This window comes from Coleofasciculus chthonoplastes PCC 7420 (assembly GCF_000155555.1).
Taxonomy (GTDB): Bacteria; Cyanobacteriota; Cyanobacteriia; order Cyanobacteriales; family Coleofasciculaceae; genus Coleofasciculus; species Coleofasciculus chthonoplastes_A.
Window position 1 is genome coordinate 5,624 of record NZ_DS989860.1, and the last position, 18,156, is coordinate 23,779.

General features: G+C 45.5%; 13 protein-coding genes. 5 read left to right on the forward strand and 8 right to left on the reverse strand.

Annotated features, from left to right (window positions below; all coding sequences use genetic code 11):
• The first annotated feature begins 78 nt into the window (after nucleotides 1-78).
• Complete coding sequence (locus MC7420_RS35645) at nucleotides 79-783, forward strand: DUF928 domain-containing protein (protein ID WP_006103880.1); 705 nt, start codon at nucleotides 79-81, stop codon at nucleotides 781-783.
• Between the two features lie 677 nt (nucleotides 784-1,460).
• Here the strand turns inward: MC7420_RS35645 and MC7420_RS35650 are convergent.
• From MC7420_RS35650 to MC7420_RS40325, 5 genes are all read right to left on the reverse strand, one after another.
• Entirely contained in the window at nucleotides 1,461-5,216 is a 3,756-nt protein-coding gene (locus MC7420_RS35650) for a CHAT domain-containing protein (RefSeq protein ID WP_052307548.1), read from the reverse strand.
• Nucleotides 5,217-5,339: 123 nt separating this feature from the next.
• Nucleotides 5,340-6,467, reverse strand: coding sequence for a filamentous hemagglutinin N-terminal domain-containing protein (locus MC7420_RS24255; protein WP_083799158.1), 1,128 nt, complete (start codon nucleotides 6,465-6,467; stop codon nucleotides 5,340-5,342).
• A gap of 302 nt (nucleotides 6,468-6,769) precedes the next feature.
• A complete protein-coding gene (locus MC7420_RS24260; protein WP_006103729.1) occupies nucleotides 6,770-8,824 on the reverse strand; it encodes a hypothetical protein in 2,055 nt (684 codons plus the stop codon).
• 289 nt (nucleotides 8,825-9,113) lie between these two features.
• A complete protein-coding gene (gene hslO / locus MC7420_RS24265; RefSeq protein WP_006103782.1) occupies nucleotides 9,114-10,013 on the reverse strand; it encodes an Hsp33 family molecular chaperone HslO in 900 nt (299 codons plus the stop codon).
• Between the two features lie 39 nt (nucleotides 10,014-10,052).
• Complete coding sequence (locus MC7420_RS40325) at nucleotides 10,053-10,208, reverse strand: hypothetical protein (RefSeq protein ID WP_006103852.1); 156 nt, start codon at nucleotides 10,206-10,208, stop codon at nucleotides 10,053-10,055.
• Nucleotides 10,209-10,213: 5 nt separating this feature from the next.
• On the opposite strand from MC7420_RS40325, the gene MC7420_RS24270 reads away from it, so the two are divergent.
• A complete protein-coding gene (locus MC7420_RS24270) occupies nucleotides 10,214-10,600 on the forward strand; it encodes a hypothetical protein (protein WP_006103847.1) in 387 nt (128 codons plus the stop codon).
• 189 nt (nucleotides 10,601-10,789) lie between these two features.
• On the opposite strand, the gene MC7420_RS24275 is transcribed toward MC7420_RS24270, so the two are convergent.
• On the reverse strand, nucleotides 10,790-11,500 hold the full coding sequence (locus MC7420_RS24275; RefSeq protein WP_006103784.1) for a DUF1997 domain-containing protein: 711 nt from the start codon (nucleotides 11,498-11,500) through the stop codon (nucleotides 10,790-10,792).
• Nucleotides 11,501-11,740: 240 nt separating this feature from the next.
• Between MC7420_RS24275 and MC7420_RS24280 the strand changes: the two genes are divergently transcribed.
• The 3 genes from MC7420_RS24280 (at nucleotide 11,741) to MC7420_RS24290 (ending at nucleotide 14,015) form a co-directional block, all read left to right on the forward strand.
• A complete protein-coding gene (locus MC7420_RS24280; RefSeq protein ID WP_006103868.1) occupies nucleotides 11,741-12,400 on the forward strand; it encodes an SDR family oxidoreductase in 660 nt (219 codons plus the stop codon).
• Nucleotides 12,401-12,467: 67 nt separating this feature from the next.
• Nucleotides 12,468-13,103 carry a glycoside hydrolase family 24 protein gene (locus tag MC7420_RS24285; RefSeq protein WP_006103777.1) on the forward strand — a complete coding sequence of 212 codons (636 nt, stop codon included), beginning with the start codon at nucleotides 12,468-12,470 and terminating at the stop codon, nucleotides 13,101-13,103.
• A 621-nt stretch (nucleotides 13,104-13,724) separates the two neighbouring features.
• On the forward strand, nucleotides 13,725-14,015 hold the full coding sequence (locus tag MC7420_RS24290) for an acylphosphatase (RefSeq protein ID WP_006103884.1): 291 nt from the start codon (nucleotides 13,725-13,727) through the stop codon (nucleotides 14,013-14,015).
• 117 nt (nucleotides 14,016-14,132) lie between these two features.
• Here the strand turns inward: MC7420_RS24290 and MC7420_RS40330 are convergent, their stop codons facing one another.
• Both MC7420_RS40330 and MC7420_RS24295 read right to left on the reverse strand, forming a co-directional pair.
• Nucleotides 14,133-14,288, reverse strand: coding sequence for a hypothetical protein (locus MC7420_RS40330; RefSeq protein ID WP_006103771.1), 156 nt, complete (start codon nucleotides 14,286-14,288; stop codon nucleotides 14,133-14,135).
• Between the two features lie 13 nt (nucleotides 14,289-14,301).
• The gene (locus MC7420_RS24295; protein ID WP_006103886.1) at nucleotides 14,302-18,141 is read right to left on the reverse strand and encodes an Eco57I restriction-modification methylase domain-containing protein; all 3,840 of its coding nucleotides are present in this window, start codon (nucleotides 18,139-18,141) and stop codon (nucleotides 14,302-14,304) included.
• Nucleotides 18,142-18,156: the final 15 nt, after the last annotated feature.

Consider the following 18,156-nt stretch of genomic DNA (forward strand, 5'->3'; position numbering starts at 1 on the left):
CGCCTCTGCGTTACCTCTGCGCCCCTCTGCGTTAAAAAAACACCCAACCACCCAACCTCAAACCCGGAGAAAAAAACAATGATTTCCCCAAACCTTCCACTCATTCTTTCCTTAATTCTGATCACCTCCACCCCAATCAATCAAACCCCACCCGCCACCAATGATCCACCAACCCCACCAGACAGCCAACCCGCCGAAGAACGAAAGCCCGGTGGAACTCGAGGTTCCTGTGAGAAAACCGATCAACCCTTTACCCCCTTATTACCCCTGACGAATGGGGAATTTTCCGGCTACACTCTTAGCGGATATCCTACGCTTTGGTTCTACATTCCCTATCAAACAAGTAGCCTAGAGTCTGGTAAATTTACCATAGAAGACGAACAGCAAAATACCATCTACCGACAGGAATTTTCTCTACCCCAAACTCCCGGTTTAATTCAGATTAGTCTACCCAAAACCGCGCCCCCCTTAGCCCCAAATCAACGCTACACCTGGAAACTCATGCTCTATTGTACCTCTTCCGGATCATCCATGCGCGATCGCGTTTGGCATCAGGGATGGGTAAAACGGCTGGATAACCAAGACTTAGAGACACAGATACAACAAGCGGCTTTATCCCAGCAGATTGATCTATTAATTGAACATAATCTTTGGTATGATCTGCCCCAGGATATCTCCCCGCTTCGTCGTCTCCCCTCAACCTGGGAAACCCTATTAAAATCAATGGGTTTAGAGGATTTACCACGAGATGCGATCGCGGGTGACGTTGAAGCGATAGATTAATTTGTCATTTGTCATTTGTCCTTTGTGCTTTGTTTAATTGTAGGGTGGGTTAGGCGGTATTAAATTCTGCCAATAACCGTTTAATCCTCTATCCGCCGTAACCCACCAATCCTTTGGATACTATTCATGCTCAAGGGTTGGGAGAGGGGGGTTTTGTTCACAGGTTATTGGTGGGGAGGGCGGGTTTTGTTGTTTCGTTAGTGGTGACTAGCTGAATTGATTTCCTAAACCCGCCCCTACAATTGTCCCTAAACACGCCCCTACGATTTGATATTATTTAATTGTTTATCTGTTTGTTAACCAGGCTGAATAATTATGAAATTGTTCCCCTTCTCCCTTGATGGGAGAAGGGGTTAGGGGATGAGTGGGGAGGGCGGGTTTTGTTGTTTCGTTATTGGTGACTAGCTGAATTGATTCCCTAAACGCGCCCCTACAATTGTCCCTAAACACGCCCCTACGATTTGATATTATTTAATTGTTTATCTGTTTGTTAACCAGGCTGAATAATTATGAAATTGTTCCCCTTCTCCCTTGATGGGAGAAGGGGTTAGGGGATGAGTGGGGAGGGCGGGTTTTGTTGTTTCGTTAGTGGTGACTAGCTGAATTGATTCCCTAAACCCGCCCCTACAATTGTCCCTAAACGCGCCCCTACAGTTAGATATTATCTCATCATCCATCTACCACGGACTCCCAATAATCGTAAATCCTGCCCAATAATAAGGATGGGATAACCGTTGATTTGCCCGACTTCCCAATCCAGGAAGTTCAACCTCTAACCCTTCAATTCCGGTTAATTTCCCTCCTTCAAAATATACCTGTTCCCGTAACATCGCCAGTTGCGCTTGACGCAAGGCTTCCGCTTTAATCGTGATATCCGGTAGGCGTAATTGATTATAGAATCCACTCATTAAACTCAGCGTCGCTTCATCGCCTACATACCACAGACTGGCTACCGCCGACTTGACGCCAGTTTGTACCGCTAACCCGGCAAATCCTAATTCAGCCTCAATATTTCCCAGGGCGGTTTGACAGGCTGAGAGGACTAATAATTCGATAGGCGGCGGTAAATACCATTCGAGTTGGCGCACTTGATTGAGTCTCAGTTTTGTATCCCACAATTGAATATAGGAATTACTCGGATTACCATCATTAAATTTAGCATGGGTGGCGAGATGGATAATCTCAAAAGGTTGGCGGCGACTCTCGGTTTTCAGATTACTAAGGGTAAATTCTTCGTTGAGGAAGGATTCTCCTGTCCACAGGGTTTGGGTGATAATCTTTAATTCGGTGGCGACTGTGGGTAATGCCCCTAAATCCGCAAATTCAGTCGCGCCCATGGCGAGAATTTGGGCATCTTTAACGGGTTGATAACGGGTGTTGGTGAGGCTAAAACTGGGAATGGAACCAATGCTATAGTGTTCAATCAGAAATTGCTTGCCATCGTGTAACGCCGCCATAGGAAGTTGACGTAATCCGCCATCCATACAGAAGATAAGCGTATCAATATCTAAGGCGTCTAAGTCAGATTCTAGGGGGGCGATTAACCATTGATAAAGCTGTTGGGCGGCGGGGAGGTAGCCACGGGATTCGGTAATATCGGTAACCATCTCCTGAAATTCGCTGACTGTACTTTTCAGGGTGGTAATAGTAGAGGCGGGAACCAGTTTACGGATATAATTGTCTTCCGGTAAAACTAATACCAATTCCAATCCTTTTCCTTCCTTGAGATTACGGGCATAGATGACAACGGCACGTTTCCCGGTTTGCTGTTCGATGGTTTTCAGGGTTTCTCGTAAGCTTTCGGCGGTGACGTTGGCATTAGTTAAGTCTTCGCCAAAGTAGTCTTCAAATTCATCTTCAAAGAGTTGGTCAATTTCCGCGACAACATCATCTTGGGGCGTGGCGTCGAGTGGCGTAGGAGGATTGTTAACGTTTAGATTAATAGGTTGTTCGCCCGGAAATTCCCAGCTAATATTGTAGTTTCCGGTTTCTGGGTCTTGGTTAATCGTAGTAGCGGCGTCTAACGTATCCCCAACCCGAAAGGCTAACGACTCGATGGGATTTTGATCTAAGTTTAGCTTGGGTGTTGGTTCTGGCACAGGAATGGGCGTTGGCGGTAGAGGTATAGCGCCCAGAATCGATATAATTTGAATCCGATTCCTATCTCGTTTGTGGGTGAAGAAATAGTCTCTAGTGGGTTCAATTGTCTGTATCCCCGCGTCATCGCCTCTGGTAATCGCGGCTGCTGTGCCATTGATATCAGGATTACCGACAATAAAGGGAATATCACCGTCTCCGCCGTGGCGAATAATAATGGTTCCACCGTTGTCACCCCCAGCGACAGAAATACTGGCGTTGATGTTATTTTGGTCGATGAAGGAGTCGGTGGCTTGGAAATAACTGGGGGTGGTAATATCGACATCTCCGCCTCTACCATTCCCCAGACTTTGGGCGTTAATTTGGCTGACTTTTATATTGCCACGGGCGTTGAGGGTAATATCACCGCCATCATTAAGGTTAGAGGAATCAAGAATACCTGTTTCAATTTGTCCGCTATTGCTGGTAAGGGAAATACCTGCGGGTGAGGTTAAATCTCCGGTTTTGATTTGTCCACGGGTACTGGTAAAGGAAATGCCTGTGGGTGAGGTGAGATTATCGGTAATAATGTTATTGATAGCTGTGATATTGACCCCGATTGGGTTATCACTAATATTGCCTTGAACAATTAAATTGTTGAGAGGGGTTGAGCCACCGATAATATCGTTAAATTCAATAATACCGTTTTCCGTTTCGAGAGTCAGGTTTTTAGTTCCATCAATGGTGTCGTGGAAGGTAATATCACCAGTACCGAATAGGGTGATAGAAATATCGTCAGCGAGGATAACTGAACCGTTGAAGATTAGGCTATTTTGATTGGTGGTGATATCGCCACTGAGAGTAATTGTGTTCGGTGCGGTGAGTTGGATTTCTCCACCTTGGTTTGTTTGAGAAATAGCATCAATTTGATCAGAGGTAATGCTATTGGCGGCGTTAAGGGTAATATTACCACCTGTTCCCAAACCTGAGGAGGTAATGAGTGCGCCTTGGCTGGTATCGATATTGCCATTTTCGCTAGTAATACTGATGTTGCCACTATTGCCACTAAAACCACTCAAGAATGAGGTAATTTCACCTGTGGAAATATCGCGAGGTGCAAACAGGGTTATATTACCTCCATTTTCACCACCTGCGGCATTTAAAATACCTGCTGCGGTATCAATGGCACCACCGCTGGTAAGTATGATATCTCCCCCATTGGCACTACCAGACGTATTAATACCAGCCGTTTTAATATCGCCGGGAGCATCGAGTTTTATCGTGCCTCCATTCCCGTTATTTGTGCTAGAGTCTAAGTCCCCTGCTGTAGTGTCAACTATTCCATCGCTTTCAAGGATAATTTTTCCTCCTGTACCTGATTCAGAACCGGATACAATAGCAGCCGTGAAAATATCGCCTGGAGCGGTAAGTTTCACTGTACCACCATTACCGCTTAGTGAATTTACAAAAATATTATCAACACTGATAGAGCCTTGTGTACTATTAATGGTAATATTGCCAGCATCACCATTACCATCATTTATTATAGACATTAGCACACCAGCTATAATATCATTTCTAGCAGTAAGAGTAACGTTACCACCATTCCTCGCCTCATTACTTGGAACATTATCAGTTGAAGCATCGATTCGACCATTAATTTCAATCATTCCCTGTGGACTGTTGAAATCGATATTGCCACCGTTCCGGTAAGCCGAAATCGCTATACAATTTGCTGCACCCGAAAGGCAATTAATTCTGATGTCACCTGTTTTGGATTCAAAAGTGAGGCTACCAGCGTTTCCAGAGTCTGAAAAAGTTTCAAATCCGTTTTCAATCGTAATATTGCCACCTGCTGTAATCTCGATGTTACCTCCATTACCTATCCCAGGGTTTAGGCTGGATGTTGCATTAATTTGTCCTGCTGAAATTTCACCGGAAGCAAACAATATTATTGGACCACCATCAAGATTTGTGCTGCTCGTATTAATTGTTCCTGTAATAGTGATATTTCCCAGCGGAGAAGAACTGCCAGGAGATGTAAAATCCGTTCCCGATGTTGGTACATTAAATTGAGGTACATTTTCTGGATTCTCCAAAGAGGGTAAACCTGCCCGTAGGATCAATGCCCTTTGATTTTTTAGAAGGTCTAAATCTGAGCCAGGTTGCCCATCAGGAAGAGATGGAGAATTATCTGGAAAGTCAATGGATATATCTCCATTAACTGTGATGCTGCCTGTCGCTTCAACTTTTAGTGCTGCTCCCTCATAATCCCCAAACACAACATCCCCATTAGCACTAATAATCGGGTCATTCAAACTGAGAAAATTACCTGGTTCCCCTGATAAATTCAGCATCGCCAGACTTCCACCACTAGCAAAATGAGCATCTCCCGAAATAGTTCCATTACTGATTAAACTGAGATTTCCGCCACTGACAAACGGCGTCTCTTGATGATTCAGCGCCCAAATGTCAATCCCTTAATTCCCCTGAATATACAAATTTCCGCCAGCTTGGGCGATAAACGGATGCGCCACACTATCCCGCGCAAACAGCGTATTTCCCGCTAAAAGATTTAAATCTCCTGTTGTTACCAAAGAGGGCGCACGTCGGTGCGCCCCTACGGGGACTAACATTAAATTGTTAGACGCCGATAATGTTGCGCTTTGGGCTGTTATACTGTTGGCGATCGCGTCTCCATTTCCGATGCTGAATTCTGTATCGGTTACCTGTACTGTTTCCTCTGAAACTGTTAACCCTGTCTCCCCTGTTTCACCACTTCCCGTCAGCAAGGTTGCCAAATCCAATGGCGCAACCGGAAGCAACATCCCCTCACTATCCCGTGGCGGTGCTATTTCCAAACTCAATAATTGTCCCGGTTGACTAATCCTGACCAAACTTTCCCCCGGAACCGCCGCAACTGTCAGATTTCCTCCCGGTGCAGCCAATTCCCCGGTGCTGATAACAGTACCCCCCAGTAGCGTTAAATTATGCCCCTCAGTTACCGCCAAATTCCCCGCATTAATCACACTTCCCGGTTGCGCTAAATCAAAGGCAAAACTATTGGGATTTCCGACTAAATCCTGATACTCATTCCCACCAAAGGCATTAAACCAATTCCCCTCACCAAAGCCAATCCCTGTGGCTGTCGTTGCTGTAAAATCTGCTGGGACATTCAACCACGCATTTTCGCCAAATACAATCCCCGCCGGATTCATCAGAAATAAATTAGAATTACCTCCCGTTACCTGAATCAACCCGTTAATAATTGAAGCATCACCGCCAACTACCCGCCCGAAAATATTCCTAATCTCAGGATTCGATAAAAAGTTAGCAATTTGACCCGAATCTAATCCAAACTGCTCAAAACTATGAAATAAATTCGCTTCATCCCTTGACAAACGACCCCCCGTAATATCCAGTTGAGTCCCATTCGACGTCACCACCGTCCCCGTCTCATCAGCCGCCGGAGTAATCGGTTGTGCATTCAGGGAGGCTGGGGATAAAATAACCCCAGTGCCAAGGATTGCCCCTACCAGAGAACAAGACGCGATCGCACGCCAACGCCCTAGACTCTGCCATTCCCTACCCGATTTGGTTTGAGGCATTTGTCCCATTGCACCCACCCCCAATATCAGTATTTTTATCTACCTCTAATTAATATTCTAAGTAGTTGGACAAAAGAAAACAGCACGCTCCGACAAGTTTTGTAAATAGTCCTCAAACCCTTACAAAGGACGTAGCTTGCTTCTCAAGGGAGCGAGTTCTCCACCGTTCACTTTAATTGTGTCCACCTACTTAGGATCTGCTGAATAAGTCGGAATTTACCTAGTTCGGAAGCCCCGCAATTTCTTGCTCTAACTCTTTCTTGGTTTTTTCATGCTTTCTTGCGCCCAGAATATTAAACCGCTTAATTATTATCCAGAGGCAATTCATGTTCTGGTGGTTCGAGTGGAGGTTGAGCATCTGTACCTGAAGGAACCACCACAAGCGGAGGAGGCGGTTCTAAAATCTTTTGCCACCCTTGAATTTGCACTTGAGCCGCATTGTAGGCTTCGGTTCCCGAAGGAATCATTTTAGCCAGTCGAATCGCTTCAGTTAAGCTAAGAGCGGCTCGATCTTGAGCTAGAGCCAACAGTTGATAACTCCAGCGATTAACCGCCGAGACTGCATCACCTCTAACTTTGGCGGAACTGGGAACTTGTCTGGCTAAACGAATTGCCTCCACAATGGCGTCGGGGGTACCGGGAGTGGCAGCTTGATAGGCTTGTTGTAAGCGCTGTTGTCCCAAAACTTCTGTTTTCCAGCCCTTAACGAGGCTTTGCGCTTCCCCATAGAGTACCCGTCCGGATTTGATTTGTTCCGCCGCCGCGATCGCAGCCGAAAGATTGCCGGAATTGGCAAGGGTACGAGCTTGATCAAGATAGGGTTGGTCTTCTAGGCGTTGAACCGTGCGCGTCCAGTCTTTGATCTTACTCTGTGCTTCTGAGTAAAGAGCGCGATTGGGGGCAATCCGACGGGCTTCTTGGATGGCTTCTCGTAAGGATTGGACTCCGCCAAAGCTGGCAAGTTGGGTGGCGCGATCGAGATAGGGCTGATCTTCTATGGTTTGGATCTGACGAGTCCATTGGCTAATCTCCGCCCTCGCTTCCTGGTAGCGGGGATTACGGTTGGGAATCAGTTTGGCTTCTGCGATCGCGATCTGCAAATCACTCGCTAGCCCCGAACTGGCAAACGTCCGCGCCCGTTCCAGTCGAGCCACGTCCTCAATTTCCCGTTGCCATCGATCAATTAATTCCTGACCTTCATCATATAGAGGACGATCAGTACCCAATTTCTGCGCCGAGGCGATCGCGATTTCCAAATCCCCAATGCTTCCCGATTCAGCCAGGGATATGGCATTGGCTAAGTCAATCAAATCTGCCTTAACGTCTGGTAATTTCACGCTAGCGGGTAACTTATTGGCAATATCTAACACCCCTTGCCAGTTCCGTTGTTCTAAGCGGCTTGTCGCTAGTTTGAGTAATTTATTCCCACTCTCAGCAATTAAATCTTGAGCTTCTTTGTAGGCAAAACTCTTGGGCGTGATTTTCTCGGCAGCTTCAATCGCCTTTAAAATATCATCGACTCGACCACTTTTACTGAGCTTATAAGCTTCATCCAGCTTCTGACTATCGTCTCGTCCAATTTGAATCAGATCCACGAGTTCGTTGTACTTGACAGCTGCCCAATACTGATTATCTATCGTTGTCAGCTTGACCGCTTCGCGAAATGCTAATGTCCAATTAGACTGTCTCAGCTGTTCCTCGGCTTGTTCATAAATCCCTGAAGCCTTTTTCCACAGCGTTTCCCATGCCTTAATTTGTTCTTTGACTAGCGTAAACGCCGGAACATCTCTAGGAATCCGGTTGGCAATCTCAATCGCTTCCTCTAGCTGACCGGCTTGAAACTTTTCTTCGCCAATGGCTAAAATCTCGACTGACCACTCTTCGATATGGCGATTAATTTCCGGGCGCAAGGGGTGGTCTTTCGGTAAAGCATCGATGAGTGCGATCGCTTCTAACAAATCCTTGGTAGTGCGTTTATTTGCCGCAAGCTGGGCGCAATAGATACGTACCGATGCCGAAGCCGTGGGCCAAAAAATTGAGGGACAATTTGGCACGGCTGGTAGCTTCAGCAAAAGGGCAACAGAGGCAAATCCCATCCCCCCTGAAACCACCATAATCACCACTACCCAAAATGCCCAACCGAATGTAAAGCGTCGTTTTGGTTCTTTCGGCTGTTGAGGAGAGGGTGGGGCTGGCTTCGTCGTCACTGGTTGGGGAGTGGCTTGACGATGAGAGGTTGAATGTCCGACCCGATGAGGATCAACAGCATTCCTCTGGTGTTGCCAATCCTGGCTCCAACTGGGTTGGGAAGACCGAGTAGCATACCAATGATCGGGCATTTTTCGATTTTTAGTCATAACTCACTCCACCACTCGCTAAGCCTAATGCTGTGGGTTTTATAGCACCCTCAGTTGTTGCAATACTACTCTCGTTAGACAGAAAACGCTATATTCTCCCTGAGACTTGATCGGGAATGGGAGCTAGGACAATTGCCGTTAAGATGAGAATGATTGCTCTTATATCTAATCACTAACGCCATACCTCCCAGGGAGAAAACTACCCAAATTGGTGTTCATTCTATAAAGGCAGACTAGAGCCAATCCACTCTCACCTTTCCCATTCCCAATTCCCCTAACTCAATCTCGATTAAACGGACTCAGCTTTTAAATCCTGAATCAGTTGAGCCAGTTCATCGCCACTCGCTTGGTAAACTTCCCCACAGAAGTGGCAAGTTGCTTCAGCGCCTTCGTCTTTTTCAATCATATCCCGAAGTTCGGCTTCACCTAGCATCTTCAGCGCTCCTAAAACGCGATCAAACGAGCAACCGCAGTCAAACCGTACCATTTGGATTTCGGGCAGAATTACCAAGCCCAAATCACCCAAAATCTGTTCAAAGATAGCCGGTAACGTTTTACCTTCCTGCAACAGGGGTGTGAATCCGGATAGCTTGGCGATGCGAGATTCTAAAATCTGCACTAAAGACTCGTCTCTAGCTGCTTTCGGTAAGATTTGGATTAATAGCCCTCCCGATGCAGTTACGCCATCAGCGCCGACAAATACACCCACAATCAGTGCTGATGGGGTTTGTTCAGATGTGAGCAGGTAATGAGCAATGTCATCGCCAATTTCTCCCGACACCAGTTCTACTGTACTGGAATAGGGATAGCCATATCCCACATCCCGGATCACATAAAGATAACCGTCACGCCCAACTGCACCGCCAACATCGAGTTTGCCAGATTCGTTGGGCGGTAGTTCAATAGCAGGGTTATCCACATACCCTCTAACCGTACCATCTAAGCCCGCATCAACCAAAATTCCGCCCAAGGGACCCTTTCCCTTGACCCGAATATTCACCCTTGACCCTTCCCGCTTCATATTAGACGCCAACAATAAGCCAGATGACATTGTGCGCCCTAGGGCAGCCGTTGCCACATAGGAGAGCTGATGGCGCCGGCGGGCTTCTTCGGTGAGGCGCGTGGTAATCACACCGACGGCTCGGATACCCCCTTCTGCTGCTGTGGCGCGAATTAACTGATCAGCCATGTATCAACCTTACACTTCTTTACATACTCCCTTTTTATTTTAGGTTGGGTCGTTGGCATAAAACGCGATCGCACCGTTGATAGTCGGCGATGGATTCGCGAGTGTACCTTCCCTGGCGACAACGATTAAAAGGATTAATATAGTGTAATATTGAGAGTCACACTCTTGAGCAACAGACCTATTGTTTTTGGACACAGATTATGTTGGGAACCTTTCAACAAAGTCACCTCCGCATTGAACTCGAAGCCCCCCATACTGTTATCCGAGACAGTCTGCTGCATTCAGAGAAGCTGCGCCAATGGTTACCGACTCAGCGCCTTTCCCCTGGATTACCAGAACAACTCAATCCCGGAGTCATCTTTACCAGTTGGATTGGTCCGGTTGCTATCCAACATCAGGTAGAGGTAGCTGAGTCTTACGGGTTACGACTGCTATTGAGCCAGGGAATCGATGGCTATCACGAATGGTGTTGGGGTGAAGGATGGGTACAGTCTCGCTTAGAAGGCGTATCTATGTTGCCGTTAAATATGGGTCAAACCTTGAGTTTGCTGCGGCTACGGGAATTTATCGCCACCCATAGGGGATGAGGGAGCTGGGGGAGCTGGGGAAGCATGTAGAGACGTAGCATGCTACGTCTGGGAGCTGGGGGAGATGGAGGAAATTATGTAGGGGCGGGTTTCACTACTATCTTTTCGGTTACACCCAGATGTAACTAAACCCGCCCCGACTGTACGAATGACGCATGACGAATGACAAATGACAAATGACAAATCACATCAGCGTCGCTTTAATTTTTTGGGGATCGCGATATTCATCCGGTTGTGAAAGTCTTCCTGTACTTTGTGACTCAAGCGGCGAGACACTTGGCGGACGATTTGCTGCAACAGGCGATCGCCTGTACTCTGAATCAAAGACTGGGGTAACTTGTGGATAAACTTAGGAAACCGTACACCAACGCTTAAATCAAGCTCCCACTCGATACGGGTAATGGTGGGGGGAAGTTCTAGTCCCTTAAGCTGTTGCTCAGAAAAATACTCGTGAGTTGGAATCGGCACAAACCCTTGAGTCGCCTGAAAGTCAACCTCATAACCAGGAGGATTGTAACCGGGGACGGGGATCGTCTGAATTTTATAGATCCCATCCTGGCGCGGAAGTAGTTCTAGCCCAATTTTTGGCTCAACTTCGTAGCCGAATGACCCAAAACGCCCAATCGCTAAAGCATAACCATTGGCTCCAATCGGTTCAGCCTTCATCGGCTGGGCACAGTCACGAAACCATTCTTGGTGAGTATCCAGATAAGCCGTTACTCGTTCCGGTTCGGCATACATCTCTACACCATTTTGGAAGTGACCGTAAAACTGAGTCAACTCAGGCGCTAATTGGCATGATTGGGACTCGTCTCTCTCAGGCTCGGTAAAAGTGGATTGGGTATCTAGATGCACTGGCTCGATTGTGATGGGTTGCTGGTTAAGGAATTGGGACTGCATAATTGCTCCACGGTGTCAGTTTGGGTTGGTGCCTATTACTAGGATGCCCACTGGCGATTGCTCATTCTCTCTTTCATCTTCACGAATTTACGGTATAAATCTGCACATCTGGTAAAACTTCATTGATAATTTATAGAATTGACAAGAGAATGTTAAGGAATCGAATCCAAAAATACTGGCTCTTTACAGCATAACTTGTGTATCTTGCCGTCAACTCTCACTGTTGAAGGAAATTTCTAGATGAAAGCATTGGTCGCCGGAGCGACAGGTCAAACAGGACGCCGAATCGTCAATGAACTGGTCAAACGCAATATCCCCGTTCGCGCTTTGGTGCGTAACTTGGAGAAAGGGCAGGAAATTTTACCCCCTGAAGCCGAGTTAGTCGTTGGGGATGTATTGAAGCCTGAGAGTCTCAGCGCTGCTGTGGGAGATAGCACCGTGGTTTTTTGTGCCACAGGTGCTACACCCAGCTTCAATCCCCTAGAACCCTACCAAGTAGACTATGAGGGGACGAAGAACCTGATCGATATTGCCAAAGCTAAAAATATTGAGCATTTTGTCATGGTTTCCTCACTTTGCGTCTCTCAACTTTTACATCCCCTAAATCTGTTTTGGTTAATTTTGGTGTGGAAAAAGCAGGCTGAGGAGTATCTCCAGAAAAGCGGCTTAACCTATACCATTGTCCGACCTGGGGGACTGAAAAACGAAGATACGCCTGATTCTGTGGTCATGTCATCAGCAGATACACTGTTTGATGGGAGTATCCCCCGCACGAAAGTGGCACAGGTTTGCGTCGAGGCGCTCTTTCAAGACGAGGCACGTAATAAGATTGTAGAAGTGATTGCCCGTCCAGAAGCGAGCGATCGCAGTTGGCAAGAACTATTCGCCAATGTTGCCTAATCCAACCGTAGAGACGTTCCATGCAGCGTCTCTACCGTCTATGGGAGGGAATTTTAAGCCTTATGTTATGAAACGTCTAATTAAATGGATTAATATCCTTATTTTAATGATCCTATTCCTCGAACTGCGTGAAGAATTTCAACGAGGGGAATGGAGTTTTAATGATCCCAGAGGTGAAAAGGGGACTCAACCGTTAGTCATGCGAGGTGGTGATCCTTATATTCGGGCGCTGATGCGAACAATTTCCGCAAGTGAGGCAAATGTGTCTCAACCTTATTCGGTACTGTATGGAGGAGAACATGTCTGGAATTTGAGTGATCATCCTAATCGCTGTGTACCGATTGTCGCAGGTCCTAATGTGGGTAATTGTACCACCGCCGCCGGACGATATCAGTTTATTAACACGACTTGGTATAACAAAGCCAGACGTTATCATCCTCAGCCTTGGCAACTATTTTGGTGGAATAACTATAGCTTTGAGCCACAATATCAGGATGCAGTCGTTTATGCTTGGTTGAGTGATCCGCAAGCGTGGGGAATGGATATTTCCCAAGAATTGCGCCAAGGTAAAGTGGATCAAGTATTGCGGCGATTGTCGGGAACCTGGACAAGTCTGGGTTATGGTATTGAAACGAATTCGATGACTCGATACTTGCCAGGAATATATCAGCGAATTCTTCAGGAAGAATTACAACAAAGATGAACAAAAGCAAAGGATAAATGTTAAATTTATAAATCATAAGTCAATTGTAGGGGCGGGTTTAGTCACAATTGTAGGGGCGGGTTTAGTCACAATTGTAGGGGCGGGTTTAGTCACAATTGTAGGGGCGGGTTTAGTCACAATTGTAGGGGCGGGTTTAGTCACAATTGTAGGGGCGGGTTTAGGAACTACAGTCAGCTATTGGTGAAATAACTGAACAACAAAACCCGCCCTAGCTCACTGAACAACAAAACCCGCCCTAGCTCACTTCTGCAAACAGTCAGCTATTGGTGAAATAACTGAACAACAAAACCCGCCCTAGCTCACCGATAAGTGTTATAGCAACCGCCATGGCTGTTAGGACACATCATTTATGTAGAGACGTTGCATGCAACGTCTCTACAATGGTGCCGAACGTCCTAATCGATATGTCTATTGCTATATATGATTTTCTTCTGCAATCTGTCTTCTAAGCTGTTATGCATTTAAATTGGGTATTAGTAGCGAGCAAGATGCTCGCACTACATACAATGATTTTGCCATTATTGACATTAAGGTTTAAATGCCGAATAGCTTACCTTATGCCTTGTTTTTCTGTAAGTATTCAACCGAAGTTAAAATAAAATGCCGAATCAATCACAGGAACAAATCCGTGCCCACGCTTTCATTTCTGGACAAGTTCAAGGCGTTGGCTATCGTTTTTCAACCGTCAGTGAAGCCCATCGATGGGGTGTAACTGGTTGGGTGCGAAATTTGTCAGATGGTCGAGTAGAAGCGGTATTTGAAGGAAATAAATCAGGAGTTGAGGAAATGATTAATTGGTGTCATCAGGGTCCTTCTGCTGCTGTGGTGAAAGATGTGGCGGTGGAGTATGAAGAACCGGAAGGTTTGAGCGGATTTGAGACAAGGCGGTGACTGTTCGTTGTTTGGAAAATAGAGATCATATTGTATTGTAGGGGCGCAAGGCTTGCGCCCTTTTCCATGTACCTTACCCGATTTGGAAATAATATATTATAGCAACCGCCATAGCGGTTAGGACACATCATTATGTAGAGACACATCATTATGTAGAGACGCGCCATTATGTAGAGACACATCATTATGTAGAGACGCGCCATTATGTAGAGACGCGCCATTATGTAGAGACGCGCCATTATGTAGAGACGCGCCATGGCGCGTCTGGAACAACTGTTCGTTTGTCCTAATCGATGTGTCTACTGCTAGAATTCCAGCGATTTTGGCAATAATTGAGAATCTCACTAGGCGTATCGAGTTGGCTAGTTAAATTGCCCGTGCGGATAAACAGACATTCTTTGGTTTGACCGCTTTTAGCGTCTTTGAGTTTAACATAGACGGGACGTGGGGAGGGGTCAAAGCTAATCCGACAAACGTCTTTACCCTCGATTTCGTGGAAAGTGATATGAATGTAGGGGGCGATATCTTTACCGAGTTCTTTTAGCAGCAAGTCGTTGGTGAGAAAGAGTTCATAGCCGTCGCGGTTTTTCTTTTGGACGGTTTGGTAGTCGTGGCTTAAGCCAATGATATTACCTTCATCGTTGACGCCGATTAATACTGTTCCCCCGTGATGGGTGTTTAAGAAAGCTGCAACAGTTTTGAGGATAACTTGTTCCATTGCTTTATTTTTCTTATTTTCCCGCATATCCCAACGGGCGGATGATTTGAATTCTAATTCGGTGCTTTCGCCTTGGCTGATGAGGTGAATAATTTCTGCGTCACCAGTTAGGGGGGTGAAGGCTTTATAGGCGTCTAGGGCGGCTTGTTTGGTTTCTTCGGGAACGATGGGAAAGGTACTGAGAATGTGTTTAAATTCGGCTTCGGTTAAGTTGTAGAGGTGGGCAATCATACCATCAAGTTCGGCGCGAAGTTTGGCGCGTTCGGTTTCGTCGGTGACGCCGTTTTTATGGGAACCGAGTCCGATTTCTTGGGCTAAATCATCGAATTCTGGAGTCGTGCAGATGAGTTTGGCGGCGCGTTCGACGATTTCGTTAAAGTAGGGTTCGCCTTCTGTGAGGCGGGGGATGGGGAGTTGGTAGACGTAGAACATATTGCAATGTGCTGTAACTTTTTGGCGGATGATAAAGTCGCAGACGAAGCTATTCAGCAGAGAAACAGCAACTAGCATTTCTTCTAAATTATCCCAAGGATTTGCTGTGACCAGAGTATTTACTGTGAAGGCATTTTTCGGAATAATAGATGCAATTAGAGTCCGAATATCCGTATTTCGTGCTACATCTCTATAACATAAACGGTAAGACTGGTAATCCATCTTTTGACCTTGGTCTATTTCGCCACGCTTAAGCAATGCAGTTCTACCGTCTATCTCATTAATCCAATACCGAATTTCAGCGTGTTGATGGGTAAACTGATGAATAATTTTACCTTCATAGAGTGGCATCATTTTTGACCCTGATTTGGACTGAAAGAGATCCGCATCATCAGTCATATTAAATTCGCGATGTAACTCTAAATTCCATTTTTGCTTAATTATTTCACCCAGTAACGGAAAGTTAACCATTTTATCTGCAATATGGAAGTCGATTTCTTCTTTAAACTCCATTACTGAAAGAGAGTCTGGAGAAAGTTTTCGCACTAAATCAACACTAATGTGTAAACTGCTATTACCGGGAAAGCGCTCAAGCTCTTGTACGTCATGACGCATAAATTTGGCTGGGAAGTTTTGAGTTATGCCATTCTTCTCAAACGTCAAAACAACAAACTTGAAGCGACTATCAACTCCTTCAAAAATTGGCTTGCGATTTTCAAAACAAAATAAACCAGTAATTTTAGTTTGTAAAAAAAGCATTTCTCTGAGCTTTTTTGTTCCCAAGTCTGTATAAATACCACTGGGAACAACAATGCCACATTCCCCTTGAGGTTGCAGGAGATTAAAACATTGCTCTATAAATAGCTTATACAGATTAACGTCTTTGCCGTGTCGTTTACCGTTTATAATGGGAACTTGATTTTGGTACTGTTCAGCAAATCTGAAATATTCTCTTGGGTGGCTAAATTTACTCTGATAGTTTAACCAATCCTCGGCAATACTTTTATCAAGCAATAGACGTTCCACCTCAGCCTTGAAATGTTTGAGAGACATTTTTTTCTTAGAAATGGTATTGCTGTATTCGGCAAAAAACTCTTTAGCATCGGGTTGAAACGTTTCCCACGGTGGATTAGTGATAATCGCATCAAATCCGCCTCTATCTTCAATAATCTTGTCAAAGTGATAACCCCAGTGAAATGGCTTCAGCGCTTCAATATCCTCAATCGTCAATAGCCGCTTCTTGGCTTTCCCTTTCAACTGCGCTTGTGCGTACTTAATCTTTAACTTCGCACTAAACTCATCCAGCAATAACTGATTTAACTTCGTGTAAGAATCACGGTTTAACTTCTCAATATCATTCCGCAGCATTTGTAAGCGAGAATCCTGAGAGGTTTCTTCAATATCTTCTGGCTGAAAAGCGTGTTTTTTGTATAACGCTATGTTTTTGTTCTTTTCGTCCAAAATCTGCCGATAATTACTGGCGGCTAGAGATTGTAGTAAATTACCCTGTTTATACTTGGAATCGCCAACGGTATCAAATCCTTCCTCATCCACCCGAATCAATCCGATTAACGAATTCCCCACCATGATGTTAAAATCAATATTCGGTAAGGGTTCTAACTCCTCAACCTCTTGGGCGGAAGAAACCAGTGCCAAAAATAACCGTAATTTAGCAATTTCCGTCGCTTCCTCCATGATATCTACGCCATAGAGGTTATCGGTAATAATCCGCTTTTTGACAAAATAAGATAATGAGGGATGATTTGCCTCAATCTTATTTAACCACGCTTTCAAACGCCGATCGCCTTTTAACTTGATTGTGCCGATAACTGCCGTGTAGACTGAAATCAGGGTTTTCATGGCAGCAACGAGGAAGGCGCCAGAACCGCAAGCCGGGTCAAGGAGTGATAGATTAGGAAGGATATCCTGGATTAAGCGATCGCACAACGGGGAGTCAAGCTTAATCAGGAGTTCGTTGATATCCGCAAACCCTTCCCCCTGGTTGGAGACAGATGGGGAGGAATCCCCTAGAATAATCGCATTCACCCGATCTAGAATAAGCTTATTAATCGTGCGATCGCATAAATACTCGGTAATCTCCGGGCGGGTATAATACGCCCCAAACGCCTTCTGGTTAATATACTTCTCAAAGATATACCCCAACACATCTGGGTTAATCTCATCATCCTTACCCCCTGGCGTATCATCCAGATTCCAGGAATAGCGAGAAAACAAATCCAAAATCTGCTCAAACGCCTCATCCGCGATATCAATATGCGGATACTCTTGCTCAATCCGATGCTGAAGAAATAATCCCCCATTCAAATAGTTTACCCGCCCAATTAACCCTTGCACCTCTGGTTCCCGTTCAAATTCCGGTTTAGCAAAGCCTTCAAAAAATAGCGCCTGGAGAAACTCACTAAAAAAGCGGTTCTCTCCCCGTTGCTTACTCTCGGCTAACTTATTATGCAGATAATCGAAATCGCCATTATCAATAAACCCCTTCTTCTGCAAAAAGTAAACAAACATTAAGCGATTCAGAATAACTGACGTATACCAGCGACAGTCAGCCTCCCTATCAATTCCTCGAATAAACGCCAAAAACTCCTGATGTTGTTCCTGAAACGCCTGATAAAACTTCTTCGTAACCCGTTCAATATCAAAAGCACTTTGTAACCGTTGAGCGACTTCAATTACCGACGGTTCACCATCTTCCAGATGGGAAATATCAATTACCAACCCACCCAGCTTACTTAAAAACAAATCTCCCGGTTGACCCTTCACATATAAATGATCCCGCACATAACGCTTAGACTCCTCCCGCTTCACCCAATACCACAGACTGCGGCTGCGTTCTTCGTCCACAAAAATCAACAAATTTTCGGCAATTTTTTCGGTCAACTCTTGATGAATCGCCACCCGATGTTTTGCCTCTGGAATCCTACCATCCTCTCCCATCACTTCAAACACCACCACCCCAGACGCTTCCGC